Here is a 16,906-nt window from a genome sequence, read left to right on the forward strand (position 1 = left end):
AGGGGAGGTTGGTCAGCACGCGCCGCTCATGCCCGTCGCAACCCCCCGCGGCAAGCGCTGCGGGGAAGGGGGCTCAATCCTCGCCGAACTTGGCTTCGACGAGTTCGACCAGCCGGGCAACGGTTTCGTCCGCGCCATCGCCCGTCGCCGATATGACGATCGAATCGCCCATCGCGGCCCCGAGCATCATCAGCCCCATGATCGACGTTCCCGTCACGCTGCCCGCGCCGTCCTTCTCGACCAGCACGTCGCAAGGCTGAGAGGAGGCAAGCGTGACAAATTTTGCGCTGGCCCGGGCATGCAATCCCCGGCGGTTGGTGATCAGGACCGTGCGCGCGACCGCGGTCACGCTGCCGCCTCGCCAAGAACCTCGGATGCGACGGATATATATTTCCGGCCGGCTTCGCGCGCGGCAGCGACCGCCGCCACGACCGTCATAGCCTTGCGTGCTGACCCCAGCCGGATCAGCATTGGCAGATTCATTCCGGCGATCACTTCGACCCGGCCCCGCTCCATCAGCGAGATGGCAAGGTTGGACGGGGTACCGCCGAACAGGTCTGTCAGCACGATCACGCCGCGCCCCGCATCGACCTCGGCGATCGCCGTCGCGATATCCGCGCGGCGTTCCTCCATATCGTCATCCGGGCCGATCGCGATTGCCGCGACACGTTCCTGCGGGCCGACGACATGGACCATTGCGGTCACGAACTCGTCGGCGAGCCGCCCGTGGGTCACCAAAACTAGGCCGATCATATCAGACGCTTCATACTCATAAGCCGACCGGTGGTCCCTCAAGCGAGTCCTGCGGCGCGGCCCCCAGGTCGCGATGGTTTACCGTGGGCGAAAAACCCTCTGCGCGCAACCGTCCGGCGATCCGTTCGGCAACATGAACCGATCGATGTCTCCCTCCGGTACACCCGATCGCAACGCTGACATAGGACTTTCCCTCCGCCTTGTAGCGCGGCAGCAGCAGGAGCAGCAGATCCTCGATGCGGCTGACAGCGGCTTCATAGGTCGGATCGGCCATGACATATTCCGCAACCTCGGCATCCAGTCCGGTCCCAGGACGCAGCTGCGGATCCCAATGCGGATTTCGCAAAAACCGCATGTCGAAAACGAGGTCAGCGTTGCGGGGTAGCCCGCGCGCGAAGCCGAACGACTGGATCGACAATGTCGGGGCGCCCTGATCGTCCTGCGCGAAGCTGTGGCGGATCTGTTGCGCCAGCTCGTTGGCCGCCAATGTGGTCGTGTCGATCAACCGGTTCGCCCAGTCGCGCAGCGGCCGCAGCATTTCACGCTCGCGCGCGATCCCGTCGCCCGCGGGGCGATCGGGGGCTAGCGGATGCCGCCGCCGCGTCTCGGAATAGCGTCGCTCGAGTTCTACCCCCGAACAGTCGAGGAACAGCGTCCCGATTTCCAGACCGTGCCGATCGCGCAGATCGCGGATACGCCCGATGATGCGATCGGCATCAAAATCGCGCGTTTGCGAGCCGATACCAATCGCCAAGGGGGTGGAATCATCCATTTGTCCCTGCGCGCGCGGCGTATCCAGCAGCCGATCGAGCAACAGGAGCGGCAGGTTGTCGACGATCTCCCAGCCCAGATCCTCAAGCGTCTTGAGAACAGTCGATTTGCCCGCGCCCGACATGCCGGTGATCAGCAGGATCGGCTTTGATTGGCGCGTCATGCGGCGAGAATTCCGTGTGTCAGAGCCAATTCAACCTTCAGTGGAGCGGACGCCTGGAGTGGTTCGAGCAGGAGGACCGGGATGTCGACGCCGGCGATCCGCCGTGCCTCTCGCTCGGGCATCCGCGGAACCTGTCCACCTAGCCGTACGAGCAGGGCGATGGGTATGTCGACAACATAGGGCATGGCGATAATGCCCAGACCCCGAACCTCGATCCGGCCTGCGATGGAAGCGGGTGGGTGTGCCAGCAACCGGGTACCCGAGCGCACCACGATGGTCTGGTCGTCGCTGACCAGCATTGCGCCGCGGTCGATCAGGCGAAGGGCGAGGTCGGATTTGCCGATGCCGGAAGGTCCTTCCAGCAGGACGCCCTGGCCGCCGATCGAGACGGTCGTCGCATGCAGGCGATCGGACGAGAGGACAGACAGAACTAGAGCTCCCTCATCGTGCATATAGCGGCAGATGGATTACGAACCGGGCACCGCCCAGCCGATCCTCGCGCGATTCGACGGTGATCGTGCCCTGATGCCCCTCGACGATGGTGCGCGCAATGGCGAGCCCCAATCCGGAGTGACGGCCGAAGGCTTCGCCGTCAGGTCTGACCGAGTGGAAGCGGCGAAAGATCGCATCGCGTGCGTCTGGAGGGACGCCCGGGCCCTCATCCTCGACACGAAGGACGACCTCGTAAGCGCCGCGCATTGCGGACAACGTGATCAGGCCACGGTCTGGCGAGAAAGACAACGCGTTATCAATCAAGTTCTCGATCACGCGCTCAAGCCGGGCGCCTTCGCCGAGCACAACGAATGGGCCATCGTCGCTGCGATCGAAGCGAAATCGTATATCACGCTCGACGTCACGCGCGAGGCGCTGGGACAGCAAGCCGTCGATCAGGCTGACCATATCGATCGGCTCGAACTTTGCCCGGCTGAGCTGTGCGTCGAGCCGCGACGCGTCGGAGATGTCGGAAATCAGCCGATCGAGCCGGTGGACATCGTCCCGCACGATCGCCATCAGCTGCTCCTTGAGAGCGGGATCCTGCACGCGTGACAGGCCTTCGACCGCAGACCGCAAGGACGCCAGCGGGTTCTTCATCTCATGCGTAACGTCGGCGGCGAAGGCTTCGGTCGCGTCGATGCGGGCCCTGAGCGCCAGGCTCATGTCCGACAGCGCCCTGGCAAGCATGCCCAGTTCATCCCGGCGCGACGGCAGTCGAGGGACCACGACTTCGCGCGCGCGCCCGAGCCGCACCCGCACCGCCGCCCGAGCGAGACGGCGCAGGGGCCGGACGATGGTTCGTGCAAGGAACAGCGACAGCAGCACGGACACGATCGAGACCAGCAACAGCACCATGCTCAGGCGGAAGCGTTCGATACGCACGGTGCGCGTGATGTCGCGCGCGTTCACCGTCGTCATCACCACGCCGCCGCCCGGCACGCGGGCCGCAGCCGTTATCACCGGGGTGCGGTCGGGCGCGCGCCAGACCGTCGTGGAGATGCCATGCCGCAACCGTACGTCCTCGACGTCGGGCCAGCGTTGGCGCGGGCCGCGTTCGCGGTAAAGCGGTGCGCGGGGCGCCATCACGACCACGTCGATGACCGCGTCGAGAAAGCGCGCGGCATCCTGCCCCCAGTCTTCCTTGTCCGGGTCGTGCAGCACGAAACTGCGCAGCCCCAGTGCGCGACTGTCCTTGATGATCTGCCCGTCGCGGTCGAAGACCCGGATCTGCGAGCCCGTATCCTGCGCCAGCCGAATGATGAGCGGCTCACGCAGCGCCGGATCGACTGCGGCGATTGCCTCACCGATCAGCCGCGCCTCGCGTGCGGCCTGCGCGACGCGGCTGTCGACGATCCGGCTGCGATAGGAATCGAGGTAGAAAAAGCCGCCTGCGAGCAGCAAGAGCGCGAAGATATTGACGGCGAGGATGCGCCGCGTGAGCGAGATCTGACCCGACCAGCGTAATGTCAGGTCGCGACCGTCATCCTCGTTACGATCGCCCACGTCGTCGCCCGAATCGCTCCGTCCCATGCTAATCTTCGGAGAACCGATAGCCTGCCCCATACAGCGTTTCGATCGCGTCGAAATCTGGATCGACCTGTCGGAACTTGCGACGAAGCCGCTTTATGTGGCTGTCGATCGTCCGGTCGTCGACATAGATGTCGTCCTGATAGGCTGCGTCCATCAACTGGTTGCGCGTCTTGACGATACCCGGCCGCTGCGCGAGCGTTTCGAGGATCATGAACTCCGTCACCGTCAGCGTCACGGGTTCGCCAGCCCACAGGGTCCGGTGGCGCGCCGGGTCCATGCTGAGCCGTCCCCGGTCAAGCGGCCCGGCCGCCTCGGCCTCCGTCTCCGTGCCAGGCGAGCGGGTCAGCTCCGCGCGCCGCAGGATCGCCCGGACCCGCGCAATCAGCAACCGCTGCGAGAAGGGCTTCGCGATATAGTCGTCCGCCCCCATCGCAAGGCCAAGCGCCTCGTCGAGCTCGTCATCCTTGCTGGTCAGGAAAATGACGGGAATCTGGCTCTTTTCGCGGAGGCGCCGCAACAGTTCCAGACCATCCATGCGGGGCATCTTGATGTCGAAAATCGCCAGATCGGGGGGATTGTCCGTCAAGGCCTTCAGCGCGGTCTCGCCATCCGAATAGACCCGCGTGACAAACCCCTCGGTCTGAAGGGCGATCGACACCGACGTCAGGATGTTTCGGTCGTCATCGACGAGCGCGATCGTTGCCGTCATGGTCTGGCTGTCATCTTCTTGGCGCCCGCCGGGATAAATCTCGGGCTGCGTAGGGCAAAGTGCTAGCGTACTCAACCGGGGTACACCGGACCGCGGCGTGAGTTGCACGCCCTCCGGTCGATTTGACCCGGATCACAGGCCCGCCTAGATCGAGACTCAACGACATACATACGTATGCGCAAGTGTCTTATGGAGAGATGCCGTGTCTGATTTGCGAACCCCTGCCTCAGGGCTCGACGTGCAGGGAATTGAAACACGTGCGGAGGTGCACTGGAATCTGGTGACCGCGCAGCTGGTCGAAGCCGCGCTCGACCGGGGTGAGGGGCGCCTGTCCGCCGACGGGCCCCTGGTCGTCGAAACGGGCGCCCATACCGGACGTTCGGCTCAGGACAAGTTCATCGTCCGCGACGCGGAAACCGACGCGACCGTCTGGTGGGGCAAGAGCAACAAGCCGATGGACCCCGGGCATTTTGCCGCATTGAAGGCGGATTTCTACGCCGCGCTGGCGCAAAAGAATACCTTGTTCGTCCAGGACCTATATGGTGGATCACAACCCGATCACCGGGTGAATGTTCGCGTCGTAACGGAACTTGCCTGGCACAATCTCTTCATCCGCACGATGCTTGTCCGTCCGGAAGCGTCGGCGCTGAAGGACTTCGTTGCCGACTATACGATCATCGATCTGCCCAGCTTCCAGGCCGATCCCGCGCGGCATGGTTGCCGCAGCGAAACCGTCATCGCGGTCAATTTCACCGATCGGCTCATCCTTATCGGGGGTACGAAATATGCCGGGGAGATGAAAAAGTCGGTCTTCGGCCTGCTCAACTACCTCCTGCCGCCGGCCGGGGTGATGCCGATGCATTGTTCGGCAAACATGGGCGCAAGCGGCGATACCGCGGTGTTCTTCGGGCTTTCTGGCACCGGCAAGACGACCTTGAGTGCCGATGCCAGCCGAACGCTGATCGGCGACGATGAGCATGGCTGGTCCGATACCGCCGTCTTCAACTTCGAAGGTGGCTGCTACGCCAAGATGATCCGTCTGTCGGCCGATGCCGAACCCGAGATCTTTGCGACGACGAAGCGGTTCGGAACGGTTCTCGAGAATGTCGTGATGGATCCCACCACGCGCCTGCTTGATCTTGACGATCACACGCTCGCGGAAAATAGCCGGGGCGCCTATCCGATCGACTTCATTCCCAACAGCTCGGCGGACAATATGGGTCCGGTCCCGCGAAACATCGTGATGTTGACCGCCGATGCCTATGGCGTGCTTCCGCCAATTGCCAAACTAACTCCGGACCAGGCGATGTATCATTTCCTGTCGGGCTATACGGCGCGCGTCGCCGGCACCGAAATTGGCGTGACCGAGCCCGATGCGACGTTCTCGACCTGTTTCGGCGCACCATTCATGCCGCGGCATCCTTCGGTCTATGGTAACCTCCTGAAGGCACGGATCGCGCGCGGCGGGGTCGACTGCTGGCTGGTAAATACGGGTTGGACCGGGGGCAAATATGGTGTCGGCAGCCGCATGCCGATCAAGGCGACGCGTGCGCTGCTCAACGCCGCGCTGGACGGAAGTCTGAAGACTGCCGAATTCCATACGGACCCGAACTTCGGGTTTCAGGTTCCGGTGAGCGTACAAGGCGTCGACGATGCCATCCTCGATCCGCGGACGACATGGGCAGATACCGATGCCTATGACGCAACAGCGGCTAAGCTGGTCGATCTATTCGTCGAGAACTTCGCGCAGTTCTCGGAACACGTCGATGCCAGTGTGATGCAAGCGGCGCCGAAAGTGACCGAAGCCGCGTAACCGAGTGCGCAGCCTGATAGAACTGCGCGTGCCGGATCGGGATTCGGCGTTGAGCCATTCCTGGTCCGGCCATTGAAATTGAACGGACCATCCGAGACGTTGCGACAATCGTCTATTGAGGTTCCACAGCCACCGCGCCGTCCATCACCGCGACGATCCTGACCCGCGTGCCAACCGCGGCGTCGGGCCCGCGTGCGGGCCAGCTGCCGTCACCGACGAGAACGCGGCCATGGCCGTCGACGACGGCGGTCTCGACGATCACGATCTGGCCGATCAATCGCGCCGCGCGGTCGTTCAACAGCGGATCCCCGCCTTCGACCGGATAGTCACGATACCATCGTTTGCCGATCGTGACCGTGACCACGCTCCAGACCGCAAAGGCGCCGAGCTGTACGGAGATCGGCAGGTCCGGCAGCGCGAACGCCATCACCCCGGTGAAAGCCGCGGCGATCGCCAAGAAGACCAGGAAGACTCCCGGAACAGCCAGTTCCGCGATTCCCAACATCAGCGCAGTGATCAGCCATGCAACGGCCGGTCCGATCCCAAACATCAGCTTTTTGGCACCTCGTTGCCGTTCGACAGTTCAAATGGTCCCGTGTGTGCGGGCTTCGCTGGCGGGGTGGTCGACTGCACTGTGTCGCGCAGGGCATCCTTCGCAATCTCGCCAATGCCACCCAGCGTTCCCATCAACTGAGTTGCCTCGACCGGAAACAGGATCGTTTTCGCATTGGGCGAGGTGGCGAATTTACCGATTGCTTCGACATATTTCTGCGCAATGAAATAGTTAATCGCCTGGGCACCGCCCTCTTCGATCGCCTGTGACACGGCCCGGGTGGCCGACGCTTCGGCAACGGCCGCGCGCTCGCGGGCCTCGGCATCACGAAAGGCCGATTCCTTGCGGCCCTCCGACTCGAGAATCCGTGCCTGCTTCTGGCCCTCTGCCCGCAGGATTTCTGACGCGCGCGAGCCTTCCGCATCGAGGATGTTCGCGCGCTTTTCACGCTCTGCCTTCATCTGGCGGCCCATGGCGTTGACGATGTCTGCTGGCGGACGAATGTCCTTGATCTCCACCCGGGTGATCTTGACGCCCCACGGCGTCGTTGCATGGTCGACGACGCTCAGCAATCGCGCATTGATCTCGTCGCGCTTGCTCAACGTCTCGTCGAGATCCATCGAGCCCATGACGGTGCGAAGATTGGTCGTCGTGAGCTGTAGCAGCGCCTGATACAGGTCGGACACCTCATAGGCGGCCTTGGCCGAATCCAGCACCTGGAAGAACACGACCCCGTCGGTCGATATCATCGCATTGTCCTTGGTGATGATCTCCTGCCCGGGAATATCGATCACCTGCTCCATCATGTTCACCTTCCGCCCGACGCGGTAGAAAAACGCGGGATAGAAATTGAAGCCGGGCCTTGCGACCGTGGTGAACCTTCCGAAATGTTCGATCGTGTACTGATAGCCCTGACGTACGATCTTGATACTGGTCATCAAATAGAACAGCACCAGCGCCACTGCGAGCCCGGCGACAATCAACCCCATCGGAATATCCCCCATGCGTGTACTGCCCGGCTATAGCACGGCGTGCGCAGAGGGGCCTAGCCGTACGCGCCCGCTTTGGTTACATGGCGCGCCACCCCACACCCAGGATCGGCAGCTTTCATGGATATCCGCCTCGGCCTCACTTTCGACGACGTCCTTCTGTATCCGGGGGAATCGGACGTGCTGCCAAGCCAGGCGGACACGCGGACCCAGGTAACGCGGGGGATAGCCCTCAATATTCCGATCCTGTCCTCGGCGATGGACACCGTGACCGAAGCGGACATGGCGATCGTCATGGCGCAGCTCGGTGGCATCGGCGTGCTTCACCGTAACCTGACGATCGAGGAGCAGGTTGTCGCGGTCCGTCAGGTCAAGCGGTTCGAATCGGGGATGGTGGTCAACCCGATCACGATCAAGCCGACCGCCACTCTGGGCGAAGCGCAGGCGTTGATGGCCGGCCATCGGATCAGCGGCATTCCGGTCGTCGAGTCGGATGGCAAGCTGGTCGGGATTCTGACCAATCGCGACGTTCGCTTTGCCGGGAACCCGCAACAGCCGGTCAGCGAACTCATGACGCACGAGAACCTTGCAACAGTGTCGACCGAGGTCGGCAAGGAGGAAGCGCGCCGGCTGCTGCACCAGCGGCGGATCGAAAAGCTGCTGGTCGTCGATGCCGAGTATCGCTGCGTCGGCCTCATCACGGTCAAGGATATCGAAAAGGCCGTCATGTTCCCCGATGCGACCAAGGACGAAGCGGGCCGCCTGCGTGTGGCAGCGGCGACGACCGTCGGCGACAAGGGCTTCGATCGCACGGAGCAGCTGGTCGATGCCGGATGCGACCTGATCGTCATCGACACGGCTCATGGGCATAACCGCGACGTGGGGCGCGCGGTCGAGCGGGTGAAGAAACTGTCCAACTCGGTCCAGGTCGTCGCCGGGAACGTCGCGACGGGCGACGCCACCCGCGCGCTGATCGACGCGGGCGCGGACGGCATCAAGGTCGGCATCGGTCCGGGGTCGATCTGCACCACGCGGGTGGTCGCCGGCGTCGGTGTGCCGCAGTTGACAGCCGTGATGGATTGCGCCGAGGCCGGTCACAAGGCCGGCGTACCGGTGATCGCGGATGGCGGTATCCGCACGTCCGGCGACATGGCCAAGGCGCTGGCTGCAGGCGCATCGACCGTGATGATCGGGTCGCTACTCGCCGGGACGGACGAGGCGCCGGGCGAAACCTTCCTCTATCAGGGACGCGCGTATAAATCCTATCGTGGCATGGGTTCGGTCGGTGCGATGGGTCGCGGGTCTGCGGATCGCTACTTCCAGGGCGATATCAAGGACCAGCTGAAGCTGGTTCCCGAGGGCATCGAGGGGCAGGTTGCGTATAAGGGTCCGGCACGCGACGTCGTCCACCAGCTCGTCGGCGGGATCAAGGCAGCGATGGGCTATACCGGGTCGGCGACGATTCCGGATCTGCAGGCACGCGCGGAATTCGTCCAGATCACCGGTGCCGGCCTGATGGAGAGCCATGTCCACGACGTCACGATCACCCGCGAGGCCCCGAACTACCCGACGCGCTAGCATCGACGCCTCCCGATGCCGCAACGGGATCGGGAGGGCCCGCCGGCCGGGAATGTGGCAAGCGGATACCTGAAATCATTCCCTTCTGCGTCCGGGAGGGGGTAGGGGCAGGGGATGATGATGATCCCCTACCAAATCACTGCCCAATATTGTGCGATCCCGGGAGGACGACCTTGACCCCGTCGGCGCGGACGCAGGCCGCGATCGAACTGCTCGACCAGATCATCGCCGCTGCCCGCGAGAGTGGCGCGGCAGCGGACACGCTCATCGCCCGCTACTTCGCCACGCGTCGTTACGCTGGGTCGAAGGACCGTCGCGCCGTGCGTGAGCTCGTCTATGCGGCGATCCGCAAGGCAGGGGATCGACCCGAGAACGGTCGTGCCGCGATGCTGCTGGTGGCCGATGCTGATCCCGCGCTGGCCGCGACCTTCGACGGCTCGACCCATGCACCAGCACCGATCGGCAAGGACGAGCCGCGTGCCCGTGCGGGCGTCGCGCCGCAATGGCTGACCAAGGCGTTGCGGGCATCGGGGCTCGATGGCGCGGCGCTCACCGATCTTGCCGGGCGTGCGACGCTCGACCTGCGCGTCAACACGCTCGTCGCGGATCGTCCCGCCGTGCTCGCCGCATTGCCCGAGGCTGAGGCGACACCGCACGCTCCCGACGGCATCCGGCTGCCGACCGGCACGAATGTCGAGGCATTGGCGCTGTTCAATGAGGGTGCGCTGGAAGTCCAGGACGAGGGCAGCCAGATCGTCGGGCTCGCGATGCAGGCCAAGGCCGGCCAAAGGATCGTCGACCTGTGCGCGGGCGCTGGCGGCAAGACGCTCGCGCTCGCCGCGATGATGGCGAACACGGGTACCGTCCTGGCCTGCGATACCGATCGTAACCGGCTGTCACGGCTGGCGCCGCGCGCGACCCGCGCGGGCGCCGCGATCATCGAGACGCAGTTGCTCAACCCGACCCGCGAGATCGAGGGGTTGAGTGAATGGGCGGGCCGCGCGGACGGCGTGCTCGTCGATGCGCCTTGTTCGGGAACAGGCACGTGGCGACGCAATCCCGAGGCGCGCTGGCGCCTGACGCCCGACCGCGTGTCCAGATTGCAGTCGACCCAACAGCAGGTCCTGTCGGTCGCGGCAACGCTGGTGAAACCGGGCGGTGCATTGGTATATATCGTCTGTTCGCTGCTCGATGCAGAAGGCACGGACCAGGTTGCGTGGTTCCTGGGCGCGCATCCCGGCTGGACGACCGCGCCGCTGTCGTTGCCCGGAGGCGCTGTCCATGGCCACGGGGTTCGCCTCGAGCCCGGCCGCGACGGCACCGACGGATTTTTTGTCGCGCGCCTTATCAGCCCATGCTAGCCAAATCCGCTGTGCCCCGCCTGGAGACCATCATGCGTTTTTCGACCGTTGCCGTTGCCGCCGCGCTGACGGTCGTGTCCGTATCGACGTCGCTGAGCGGCCAACGGCCCGATACGCAGATTGATGCGCGGTCGTTGCAACTGCTCGCACAGGGACGCAGCCTGAAAGCGGCCGGCAATCTCGACGGCGCGACCGACATGCTCGAAACCGCGGTTGCGGTCGATCCGCGCAATCGCGCGGCGTTCGTCGAACTGGGCAAAGTCGCAGAGGCGCGCGAACTGCCGGGCAAGGCGATCCGCCTTTACCGCGAGGCGCTGCTGCTCGAACCGAATGACGTCACCGCGTTGCAGGGGCAGGGCAGTGCGTTGGTGATGAAGGGCGCGGTCGTCCGGGCCCGCGACAACCTCGCCAAGATCCGCACTATCTGCAAGGGTCAGTGTCCCGAAGCAGTGCAGCTTGCCGCGATCATCGCCAAGGGGCCGCCCATCACGACTGCGCAGGTCGTAAAGCCCGCGACCCCCGCCAAGGACTGAGCGGAAAGACCTCAGCCGCTGACGGTGAGCGGCCGTGTCTTCGCAGCGCGCGCCAGTGCCACGAAATCCAGCACCGACAAGGTCTCTGCGCGTCGCGTCCCATCGATCCCGATCCGCTCCAGCGCATCGAGAGCACCAGGCACCGACTTCAGGCTCTGGCGGAGCATCTTGCGACGCTGGCCAAAGGCGGCGCCGGTCAGCCGTTCGAGCAGGGCGAAGTCGACACCCTCGGGCGCGGCCTGTGGCGTGATGTGGACGACCGCGGACATGACCTTGGGTGGCGGCGTGAAGGCCGATCGGTGGACCGGCATCGCGATCCGCGACGCGCTTCGCCATTGCGCGAGCACCGCAAGGCGTCCGTAATGATCGCTGTTCGTGGTAGCAACGATCCGTTCGGCGACTTCCTTCTGGAACATCAGCGTCAGCGATTGCCACCATGGCACCCAGTCCGCCGACAGCCAGCCGACCAGCAAGGCAGTACCGACATTATAGGGCAGGTTGGAAACGATGTGAGGCTTTGTCGTGAACAGCGACGCCGCGTCGATCGCCAGCGCATCGCCTTCGATGACCGTTAGCTGCCCCGGGAATGCTTCGCCCAGTTCGGCTAGCGCGGGAATGCAGCGATGATCCCGCTCGATCGCCGTCACGCGCGCACCCGCCGCAAGCAGGGCGCGGGTCAGTCCGCCGGGACCTGGGCCGACCTCGAGGACTTCAGCGTCGTGCAGGTCACCCGGCACAGCGGCGATGCGCGCCAGCAATTGCCCGTCGAACAGGAAATTCTGCCCCAGTGCCTTGCTGGCGTTAAGGCCATGCCGCGCGATCACCTCGCGCAGCGGGGGGAGAACCATTGCAGGGGCGATCATCGACTTTCGGCGCTTTGCGCGGCACGCCGATCGGATGCCTGGCCGGCCATCGCGATCGCCGCGATCATGGCACCCGGTTCGGCAAGGTCCTTACCGGCGATCGGGAATGCCGTGCCGTGGTCAGGCGAGGTGCGCACGATAGGCAGCCCGAGCGTGATGTTGACGCCTTCGTCGAAATGGATGGTCTTGAGCGGCACGAGCGCCTGGTCATGATAGCAGCAAAGTGCCGCGTCATAGGTCGCGCGCGCGCGCGGGTGGAACAATGTATCCGCCGCAAAAGGCCCGGTCGCATCGATGCCCTCCGCGCGCAGCAGCTCGATCGCCGGGGCGATGATATCAATCTCCTCACGACCGAGCGCGCCCTGTTCGCCCGCATGCGGATTGAACCCGGCAAAGGCGAGCCTCGGGGCCGCGATCCCGAAATTCCGCGTCAACCCGCGCGCCGTCGCCCGCCCCTTTGCGACGATCAGATCGACCGACAGCAGGGACGCGACGTCGCCGAGCGGCACATGCGTCGTGATCGGCACGACACGGAGCGACGGGCCGGCAAGCATCATCACGGCATTCTCGCCCGCGACGCCGAACCGTTCAGCGACGAACTCCGTCTGCCCGGGATGGGTGAAGCCAATCGCATAAAGCTTTGCCTTCGATACCGGCCCCGTGACCAGTGCGCGTGCTGCTCCGGTCTTGACCAGTCCCACCGCGAGCTCGAGCGCGTGCAAGGCGCAACGGGCGCCCTCGACATCCGGATTCCCGGGCACGATCTCGCCCGCGTCTTCGACGCTCAGCACCGGCAGCGCACCGGCGAATACCGTGGCCGTTTCGGTAGGATCCGCGATCCGGACCACGGGCCCGGACCAGACCCGCTCGACCGCCCGGATGTCGCCGATCGCAACGAACGGGGGCAGATCGTGCGCAACACGCGCGGCCCAAGCCTTGGCGATGATTTCAGGTCCGATCCCCGCAGGGTCGCCCATCGAGACGGCGAGGGGGCGCGACTGCGGCATGTCAGAATCAGCGATATTCGACGACGGCGTCACGACGCAGATCGCGCAGCTTCTGCTGGGCGCGCAGATTGACGCGCTGCTGCTCGAGCTGTCCCTGGATCTGCTCCGAACTCGGCAGATTGCCTGACTGCGGATCGTCGCGTCCGCACAGGACGAGGGCACGTACGCCCTGTTCGGCGGACCCAAACGGCGGACTCGATTCGCCGACCTGCAACTTGAGCATCACTTCCTGAAGCTGCGGCGGAAGATCGCGGATCCGGACCGTATCATTGTCGACAACATCCGCGCCGATGCCCGCGGCGACCTTTTCGACGGTGCCGCACCCGCGCAGATCCTTCGTCGCTCTAGCGAACGCCTCGGCGCGAGCCGCGGCCTGCGCTTGCGAGGTATTGGGCGGGAAGCGCAACGTCAGCTGCTTCAGGCTGAGCCGCGCGTCGCGTGGGTCGGCGGTCAGCACCTGGCGCTTGTCGGTCAGGTACAGGATCGAATAGCCGCCCGACACCTCGATCGGACCGGCCACCTGGCCGACCTGCATCGACTGCGTCGCCTGGGCGAGCTCCGGCGGCAGCGTCGATGCGCGAACCCAGCCAAGGTCGCCGCCGACCGCGCGGGTCGACGCCTCGGAGAATTGCCGCGCATAGGACTCGAACGGCTGCGTGCCCTTCTGGATTTCCTGGATCAGCTGGCGGGCATTGGCATAGACCTGTTGCCCGTTCGTCGCATTCCCGGCGAGGTAGATTTCCTTCAGGTTGAACTCGTCCGTACCCTTGGCCGCCTCGAGACGGTCGATGATGCCTTTGACCTCCTCGTCGCCGACGTTGACGAAGGGCTCGACGCGGCGCCGCAGATAGCGCTGCCAAGCCAGTTCGCCTTCGATCTGACGCTTGAGCGAGCGATCCGACGAGCCAGTCTGCCGCAGATAGGCCGCCATGGTGGCAGGGGTCCGGTTGAACCGCTTCGACACCGCGTCATAGCTCTGCGTGAGTTCGGCAGGCGTGATCGTGATGTCGGCGGTCTTCGCCTCCTGGATCTGCAACGTCTCGTCGATCAGCTGCCGCAGGACCTGAAGCTTCAACCGGTCGCGGTCTTCGGGCGAGAGCTTGGCGCCCTCGTTGGCCATCGCGATCAAGGCGACGCGCTGATCGACGTCGGTGCCGGTGATCACGGAGTCGTTGACGATCGCCGTCGGCTTGCGGACGTTCGGATCAACCTTGCCGAAGATCTGAAGATTCGTCGGCAGATTAAGCCCGGTATTGTCGGGCACGCTCTGATCGGACACGGTCTGGCCGGATCCTCCAGCGGGCGCAGGCGTTGGCGCGGTCTGGGCAATGGCGCTTGCGGTCAGTGCGGCAAGGACCACAGCGCCGATTACGCGGCCACCACGCGCCGTCAGTCGAACATCATGCTTCAAGGTGTCGGTATCCCATCATCGCGTATCATCGCACGTGCCGCGCGGCCTACCCTGGCTTAGCTGAATGCGGGCTTAGCGGCCAAGATTGGTGAAGGCCAGCGTCAGCAGGAAACTGTTCCCCTTCCGCGCATCACCGGTATCGTTGTACGTCCGCCGCCACGTCGCGCCAAGCCGCAGGCAATCGTCTTCATACTGCACGCCGACACGGTGGCGGATCGGGCTGAAACCGTCGCTGACCGACAGCGGATCTTCCGACTTGTTCGTCAAATCGACGACCCCCGATCCGAAGGCCGACCAGAACCGGGCAAACTGGACACGGCCGGCGACCCGGATCTCCTCGCGGTCGCGCAAATCCTCGATCGCGGCGTCGATGTTGCGGTTCAGCTTGAGATAGCCGACGAGCACATAGGTCGCGCGCGATCCGATCGTGGCGTCGATCTCGTTGCGGCGGATCGCCAGGCTGTCTTTGTCGAGCCGGTAGCGGTGCACCACCGAAACAAAGTCGCGGAACCGTAACTCACTGCGACCGACAATATCGGAGAACCGGTCGCTGAGCCCCGTACCGTCGGGCAGGATCGTCGGCCGCGTACCCAGGCGATAGCTTTGTCCGATATTCGTTGTGAAGGCGATCCCCGGAAGGTCGAGTGCCCACTCGCCACCATAGGTAGCGCGCGAGGAATCCTCGAACCGGTCATACCCGGCAAACCGGTTCAGTGCGAACAGGTTGGTATCGTCGAGGTCGACGGCGCGCGAATCCTCGTTGGGGATGCGCGTGTTGGCGATGCTCGGTGCGGCGACCAGTTGGACACGCGGCGTGAACCGCTGCGTGCCGCCGAGGAACGTGCCGATGAACGGCCATTTCACGTCGACGGCCGCTGCGCCGATCGCCCGCTTGTGAAACCCTCCGAGTCCGCGATAACTGACGATCGAGGTCGCGTCCGTGTTGTTCGTGTTGTACGCGTCGGCGCGGGCGAATGCCGTGAAGGTGACTTCCTGACCCCAGTTCGTCAGGCGCCGAAGATCCCATTGCGCGCTGGCGAACGCGCGCTGCGTGTCCTGTCCGTCGGTGCGTGTCAGCGCGAGCGTGTTGAGCTGGAGCTGCACGCGGCCCCCGACCAGTCCATCGTCGAAGCGCTTGCGATAGTCGATCTCGGGAAGCGCGATCGGCTGCTGACCCTGGCTGTCGTTGACGCGCAGCGTCTGGACGTACCAGCCGGTCAGGGCAAAATAGCTGCTGTCGTCGATCCGCTCGAGGCTAGCCGTGCTGCGCAACCGGTCGTCGCGCGAGATGTCGTAGCGCCGCAGGAACGTCCGGTCGGTCGTTAGGCGGAGCGAGCCGCTGACACTCCAGTTGGGCGTCAGCTGATAGCGCGCCATGCCGTCGAGATAGCCGCGGAACGCCATGCTGGTGTCCGCCGAATTTGCCGTGGTCAGATCGTCGCTTCGGCGGCTTTCGGTCGCATAGGCGCGCAGGCTGAACGCGCCCCTGGTGCTCAGCGCGGAATAATCGGCCTGGAGCATCGGCAGCACGCTGGTGTAGAGATGCGGCGTGATGACCAGGCCCTGGTTGGGCGCGAGCTTCACATAATAGGGAATGCTGACTTCGAAACCGTTGACCCGGCTATATCCGCCATTGGGCGATAGCAGCCCGCTGTCGCTGCCCCCGCCGACGGGATTCGAGAATTTGGGTAGCGGCAGGCTGGGAAGGCCGAACAGGTGCAGGCGCGCGCCGGCGTAATAAATCCGCTTGCGGTCGGGGCGATAGGTGACGCTGACCGCGGTTATCTTCCACGTTGGCTCCTTGGGGCAACCGGCCGAGTTGACGACGGCGCAGGGCGTATATGCGGCACTGCGCAGTTCGACCGTGCCATCAGCCTCGCGCGTCCCTTGCTTGGCGGCCAGCCTGCCGCCCTGTTCGAGCACGACGAGCATATTGTCGACGACGCCGTCCTTCAGCGAGTCGGTCAACTCGATCGAGTCGCCATAGGCGATGTCGCCCTGCGGGTTGGTCACCGCGATATTGCCCGCCGCGAGCACCTTGCCGGTCTTGCGGTTCCACACCACCTTGTCGGCGCGCAGCCGATCGCCCTGGCGGAACATGCGGACTTCGCCAGTTGCCGTGACGATGTCGGCGTCGGTGTCATATTCGAGACCGCTGGCGCTGAACTGCACCTGATCCGGGTCCGTTGGGGTCGACGATGTCGGCGTTTCCGGTAGGGGCGGCGCAGCCGGACGCGCCTGGAGATCCTGCGCGCGCGCGGACGCTGGAAGCAGTCCCGATGCGAGCAAGGCGAGCGACAGGGCGCAACCCGCCATAAGGTCGATACGCAACACGATCCGAACCAACCCCTTTTGGAACTGCGGCCGGGCGCCGCCA

16 protein-coding genes are annotated in these 16,906 nt (G+C 64.6%); 4 read left to right on the forward strand and 12 right to left on the reverse strand.

The genetic code is table 11. The features are described from left to right. Window positions 1-73: 73 nt before the first annotated feature. From IFT71_RS01495 to IFT71_RS01520, 6 genes are read right to left on the reverse strand one after another with little or no spacing between them, the layout of a single operon-like run. Window positions 74-349: an HPr family phosphocarrier protein gene (locus tag IFT71_RS01495; RefSeq protein ID WP_031393409.1), complete on the reverse strand. Its 276-nt coding sequence runs from the start codon at window positions 347-349 to the stop codon at window positions 74-76. After that, window positions 346-753 carry a PTS sugar transporter subunit IIA gene (locus tag IFT71_RS01500; protein WP_031393408.1) on the reverse strand — a complete coding sequence of 136 codons (408 nt, stop codon included), beginning with the start codon at window positions 751-753 and terminating at the stop codon, window positions 346-348. Before IFT71_RS01500 ends, IFT71_RS01495 begins: the two co-directional genes overlap by 4 nt. 16 nt (window positions 754-769) lie before the next feature. Next, window positions 770-1,687, reverse strand: coding sequence for an RNase adapter RapZ (gene rapZ, locus IFT71_RS01505; protein WP_192138900.1), 918 nt, complete (start codon window positions 1,685-1,687; stop codon window positions 770-772). Next, on the reverse strand, window positions 1,684-2,139 hold the full coding sequence (locus tag IFT71_RS01510; RefSeq protein WP_192138901.1) for an HPr kinase/phosphorylase: 456 nt from the start codon (window positions 2,137-2,139) through the stop codon (window positions 1,684-1,686). Before IFT71_RS01510 ends, rapZ begins: the two co-directional genes overlap by 4 nt. Continuing rightward, window positions 2,129-3,712, reverse strand: coding sequence for a sensor histidine kinase (locus IFT71_RS01515; RefSeq protein WP_192138902.1), 1,584 nt, complete (start codon window positions 3,710-3,712; stop codon window positions 2,129-2,131). Before IFT71_RS01515 ends, IFT71_RS01510 begins: the two co-directional genes overlap by 11 nt. 1 nt (window position 3,713) lies before the next feature. After that, the gene (locus IFT71_RS01520) at window positions 3,714-4,421 is read right to left on the reverse strand and encodes a response regulator transcription factor (RefSeq protein ID WP_031393404.1); all 708 of its coding nucleotides are present in this window, start codon (window positions 4,419-4,421) and stop codon (window positions 3,714-3,716) included. Between the two features lie 202 nt (window positions 4,422-4,623). Between IFT71_RS01520 and IFT71_RS01525 the strand changes: the two genes are divergently transcribed. Continuing rightward, entirely contained in the window at window positions 4,624-6,234 is a 1,611-nt protein-coding gene (locus IFT71_RS01525) for a phosphoenolpyruvate carboxykinase (protein ID WP_192138903.1), read from the forward strand. A gap of 112 nt (window positions 6,235-6,346) precedes the next feature. Here the strand turns inward: IFT71_RS01525 and IFT71_RS01530 are convergent, their stop codons facing one another. Both IFT71_RS01530 and IFT71_RS01535 read right to left on the reverse strand, forming a co-directional pair. Next, on the reverse strand, window positions 6,347-6,784 hold the full coding sequence (locus tag IFT71_RS01530; protein ID WP_192138904.1) for an NfeD family protein: 438 nt from the start codon (window positions 6,782-6,784) through the stop codon (window positions 6,347-6,349). Then, on the reverse strand, window positions 6,784-7,776 hold the full coding sequence (locus tag IFT71_RS01535) for an SPFH domain-containing protein (protein ID WP_192097112.1): 993 nt from the start codon (window positions 7,774-7,776) through the stop codon (window positions 6,784-6,786). The genes IFT71_RS01530 and IFT71_RS01535 overlap by 1 nt, the downstream gene beginning before the upstream one ends. Before the next feature lie 120 nt (window positions 7,777-7,896). Here IFT71_RS01535 and guaB point away from each other — a divergent pair, with 120 nt between their 5' ends. From guaB to IFT71_RS01550, 3 genes are all read left to right on the forward strand, one after another. Further along, window positions 7,897-9,354: an IMP dehydrogenase gene (gene guaB, locus IFT71_RS01540; protein WP_031393400.1), complete on the forward strand. Its 1,458-nt coding sequence runs from the start codon at window positions 7,897-7,899 to the stop codon at window positions 9,352-9,354. Window positions 9,355-9,527: 173 nt separating this feature from the next. After that, entirely contained in the window at window positions 9,528-10,715 is a 1,188-nt protein-coding gene (locus IFT71_RS01545) for an RsmB/NOP family class I SAM-dependent RNA methyltransferase (RefSeq protein ID WP_192138905.1), read from the forward strand. A gap of 32 nt (window positions 10,716-10,747) precedes the next feature. Further along, entirely contained in the window at window positions 10,748-11,248 is a 501-nt protein-coding gene (locus IFT71_RS01550; RefSeq protein ID WP_192138906.1) for a tetratricopeptide repeat protein, read from the forward strand. Between the two features lie 11 nt (window positions 11,249-11,259). Here the strand turns inward: IFT71_RS01550 and rsmA are convergent, their stop codons facing one another. The 4 genes from rsmA to IFT71_RS01570 form a co-directional block, all read right to left on the reverse strand. Continuing rightward, window positions 11,260-12,096 (reverse strand): 16S rRNA (adenine(1518)-N(6)/adenine(1519)-N(6))-dimethyltransferase RsmA, encoded by an 837-nt coding sequence (gene rsmA, locus IFT71_RS01555; protein WP_244654690.1) that lies wholly within the window; start codon window positions 12,094-12,096, stop codon window positions 11,260-11,262. Window positions 12,097-12,107: 11 nt separating this feature from the next. After that, window positions 12,108-13,118, reverse strand: a complete 1,011-nt coding sequence (gene pdxA, locus IFT71_RS01560) for a 4-hydroxythreonine-4-phosphate dehydrogenase PdxA (protein WP_192138908.1) — start codon at window positions 13,116-13,118, stop codon at window positions 12,108-12,110. A gap of 7 nt (window positions 13,119-13,125) precedes the next feature. Then, window positions 13,126-14,529: a peptidylprolyl isomerase gene (locus tag IFT71_RS01565; RefSeq protein ID WP_107933736.1), complete on the reverse strand. Its 1,404-nt coding sequence runs from the start codon at window positions 14,527-14,529 to the stop codon at window positions 13,126-13,128. A 72-nt stretch (window positions 14,530-14,601) separates the two neighbouring features. Continuing rightward, complete coding sequence (locus IFT71_RS01570) at window positions 14,602-16,845, reverse strand: LPS-assembly protein LptD (protein WP_192139242.1); 2,244 nt, start codon at window positions 16,843-16,845, stop codon at window positions 14,602-14,604. Between the last annotated feature and the right edge of the window lie 61 nt (window positions 16,846-16,906).

It is taken from the genome of Sphingomonas sp. CFBP 13733, from assembly GCF_014841795.1.
GTDB classification, from domain to species: Bacteria; Pseudomonadota; Alphaproteobacteria; order Sphingomonadales; family Sphingomonadaceae; genus Sphingomonas; species Sphingomonas aerolata.

Coding starts and splice junctions, on each gene's coding strand:
- IFT71_RS01515 (WP_192138902.1), bottom strand. CDS start 3,712: ATGGGACGGAGCGATTCGGGCGACGACGTGGGCGATCGTAACGAGGAT.
- IFT71_RS01520 (WP_031393404.1), bottom strand. CDS start 4,421: ATGACGGCAACGATCGCGCTCGTCGATGACGACCGAAACATCCTGACG.
- rapZ (WP_192138900.1), bottom strand. CDS start 1,687: ATGACGCGCCAATCAAAGCCGATCCTGCTGATCACCGGCATGTCGGGC.
- guaB (WP_031393400.1), top strand. CDS start 7,897: ATGGATATCCGCCTCGGCCTCACTTTCGACGACGTCCTTCTGTATCCG.
- pdxA (WP_192138908.1), bottom strand. CDS start 13,118: ATGCCGCAGTCGCGCCCCCTCGCCGTCTCGATGGGCGACCCTGCGGGG.
- IFT71_RS01550 (WP_192138906.1), top strand. CDS start 10,748: ATGCGTTTTTCGACCGTTGCCGTTGCCGCCGCGCTGACGGTCGTGTCC.
- IFT71_RS01535 (WP_192097112.1), bottom strand. CDS start 7,776: ATGGGGTTGATTGTCGCCGGGCTCGCAGTGGCGCTGGTGCTGTTCTAT.
- IFT71_RS01510 (WP_192138901.1), bottom strand. CDS start 2,139: ATGCACGATGAGGGAGCTCTAGTTCTGTCTGTCCTCTCGTCCGATCGC.
- IFT71_RS01530 (WP_192138904.1), bottom strand. CDS start 6,784: ATGTTTGGGATCGGACCGGCCGTTGCATGGCTGATCACTGCGCTGATG.
- rsmA (WP_244654690.1), bottom strand. CDS start 12,096: ATGGTTCTCCCCCCGCTGCGCGAGGTGATCGCGCGGCATGGCCTTAAC.
- IFT71_RS01570 (WP_192139242.1), bottom strand. CDS start 16,845: ATGGCGGGTTGCGCCCTGTCGCTCGCCTTGCTCGCATCGGGACTGCTT.
- IFT71_RS01500 (WP_031393408.1), bottom strand. CDS start 753: ATGATCGGCCTAGTTTTGGTGACCCACGGGCGGCTCGCCGACGAGTTC.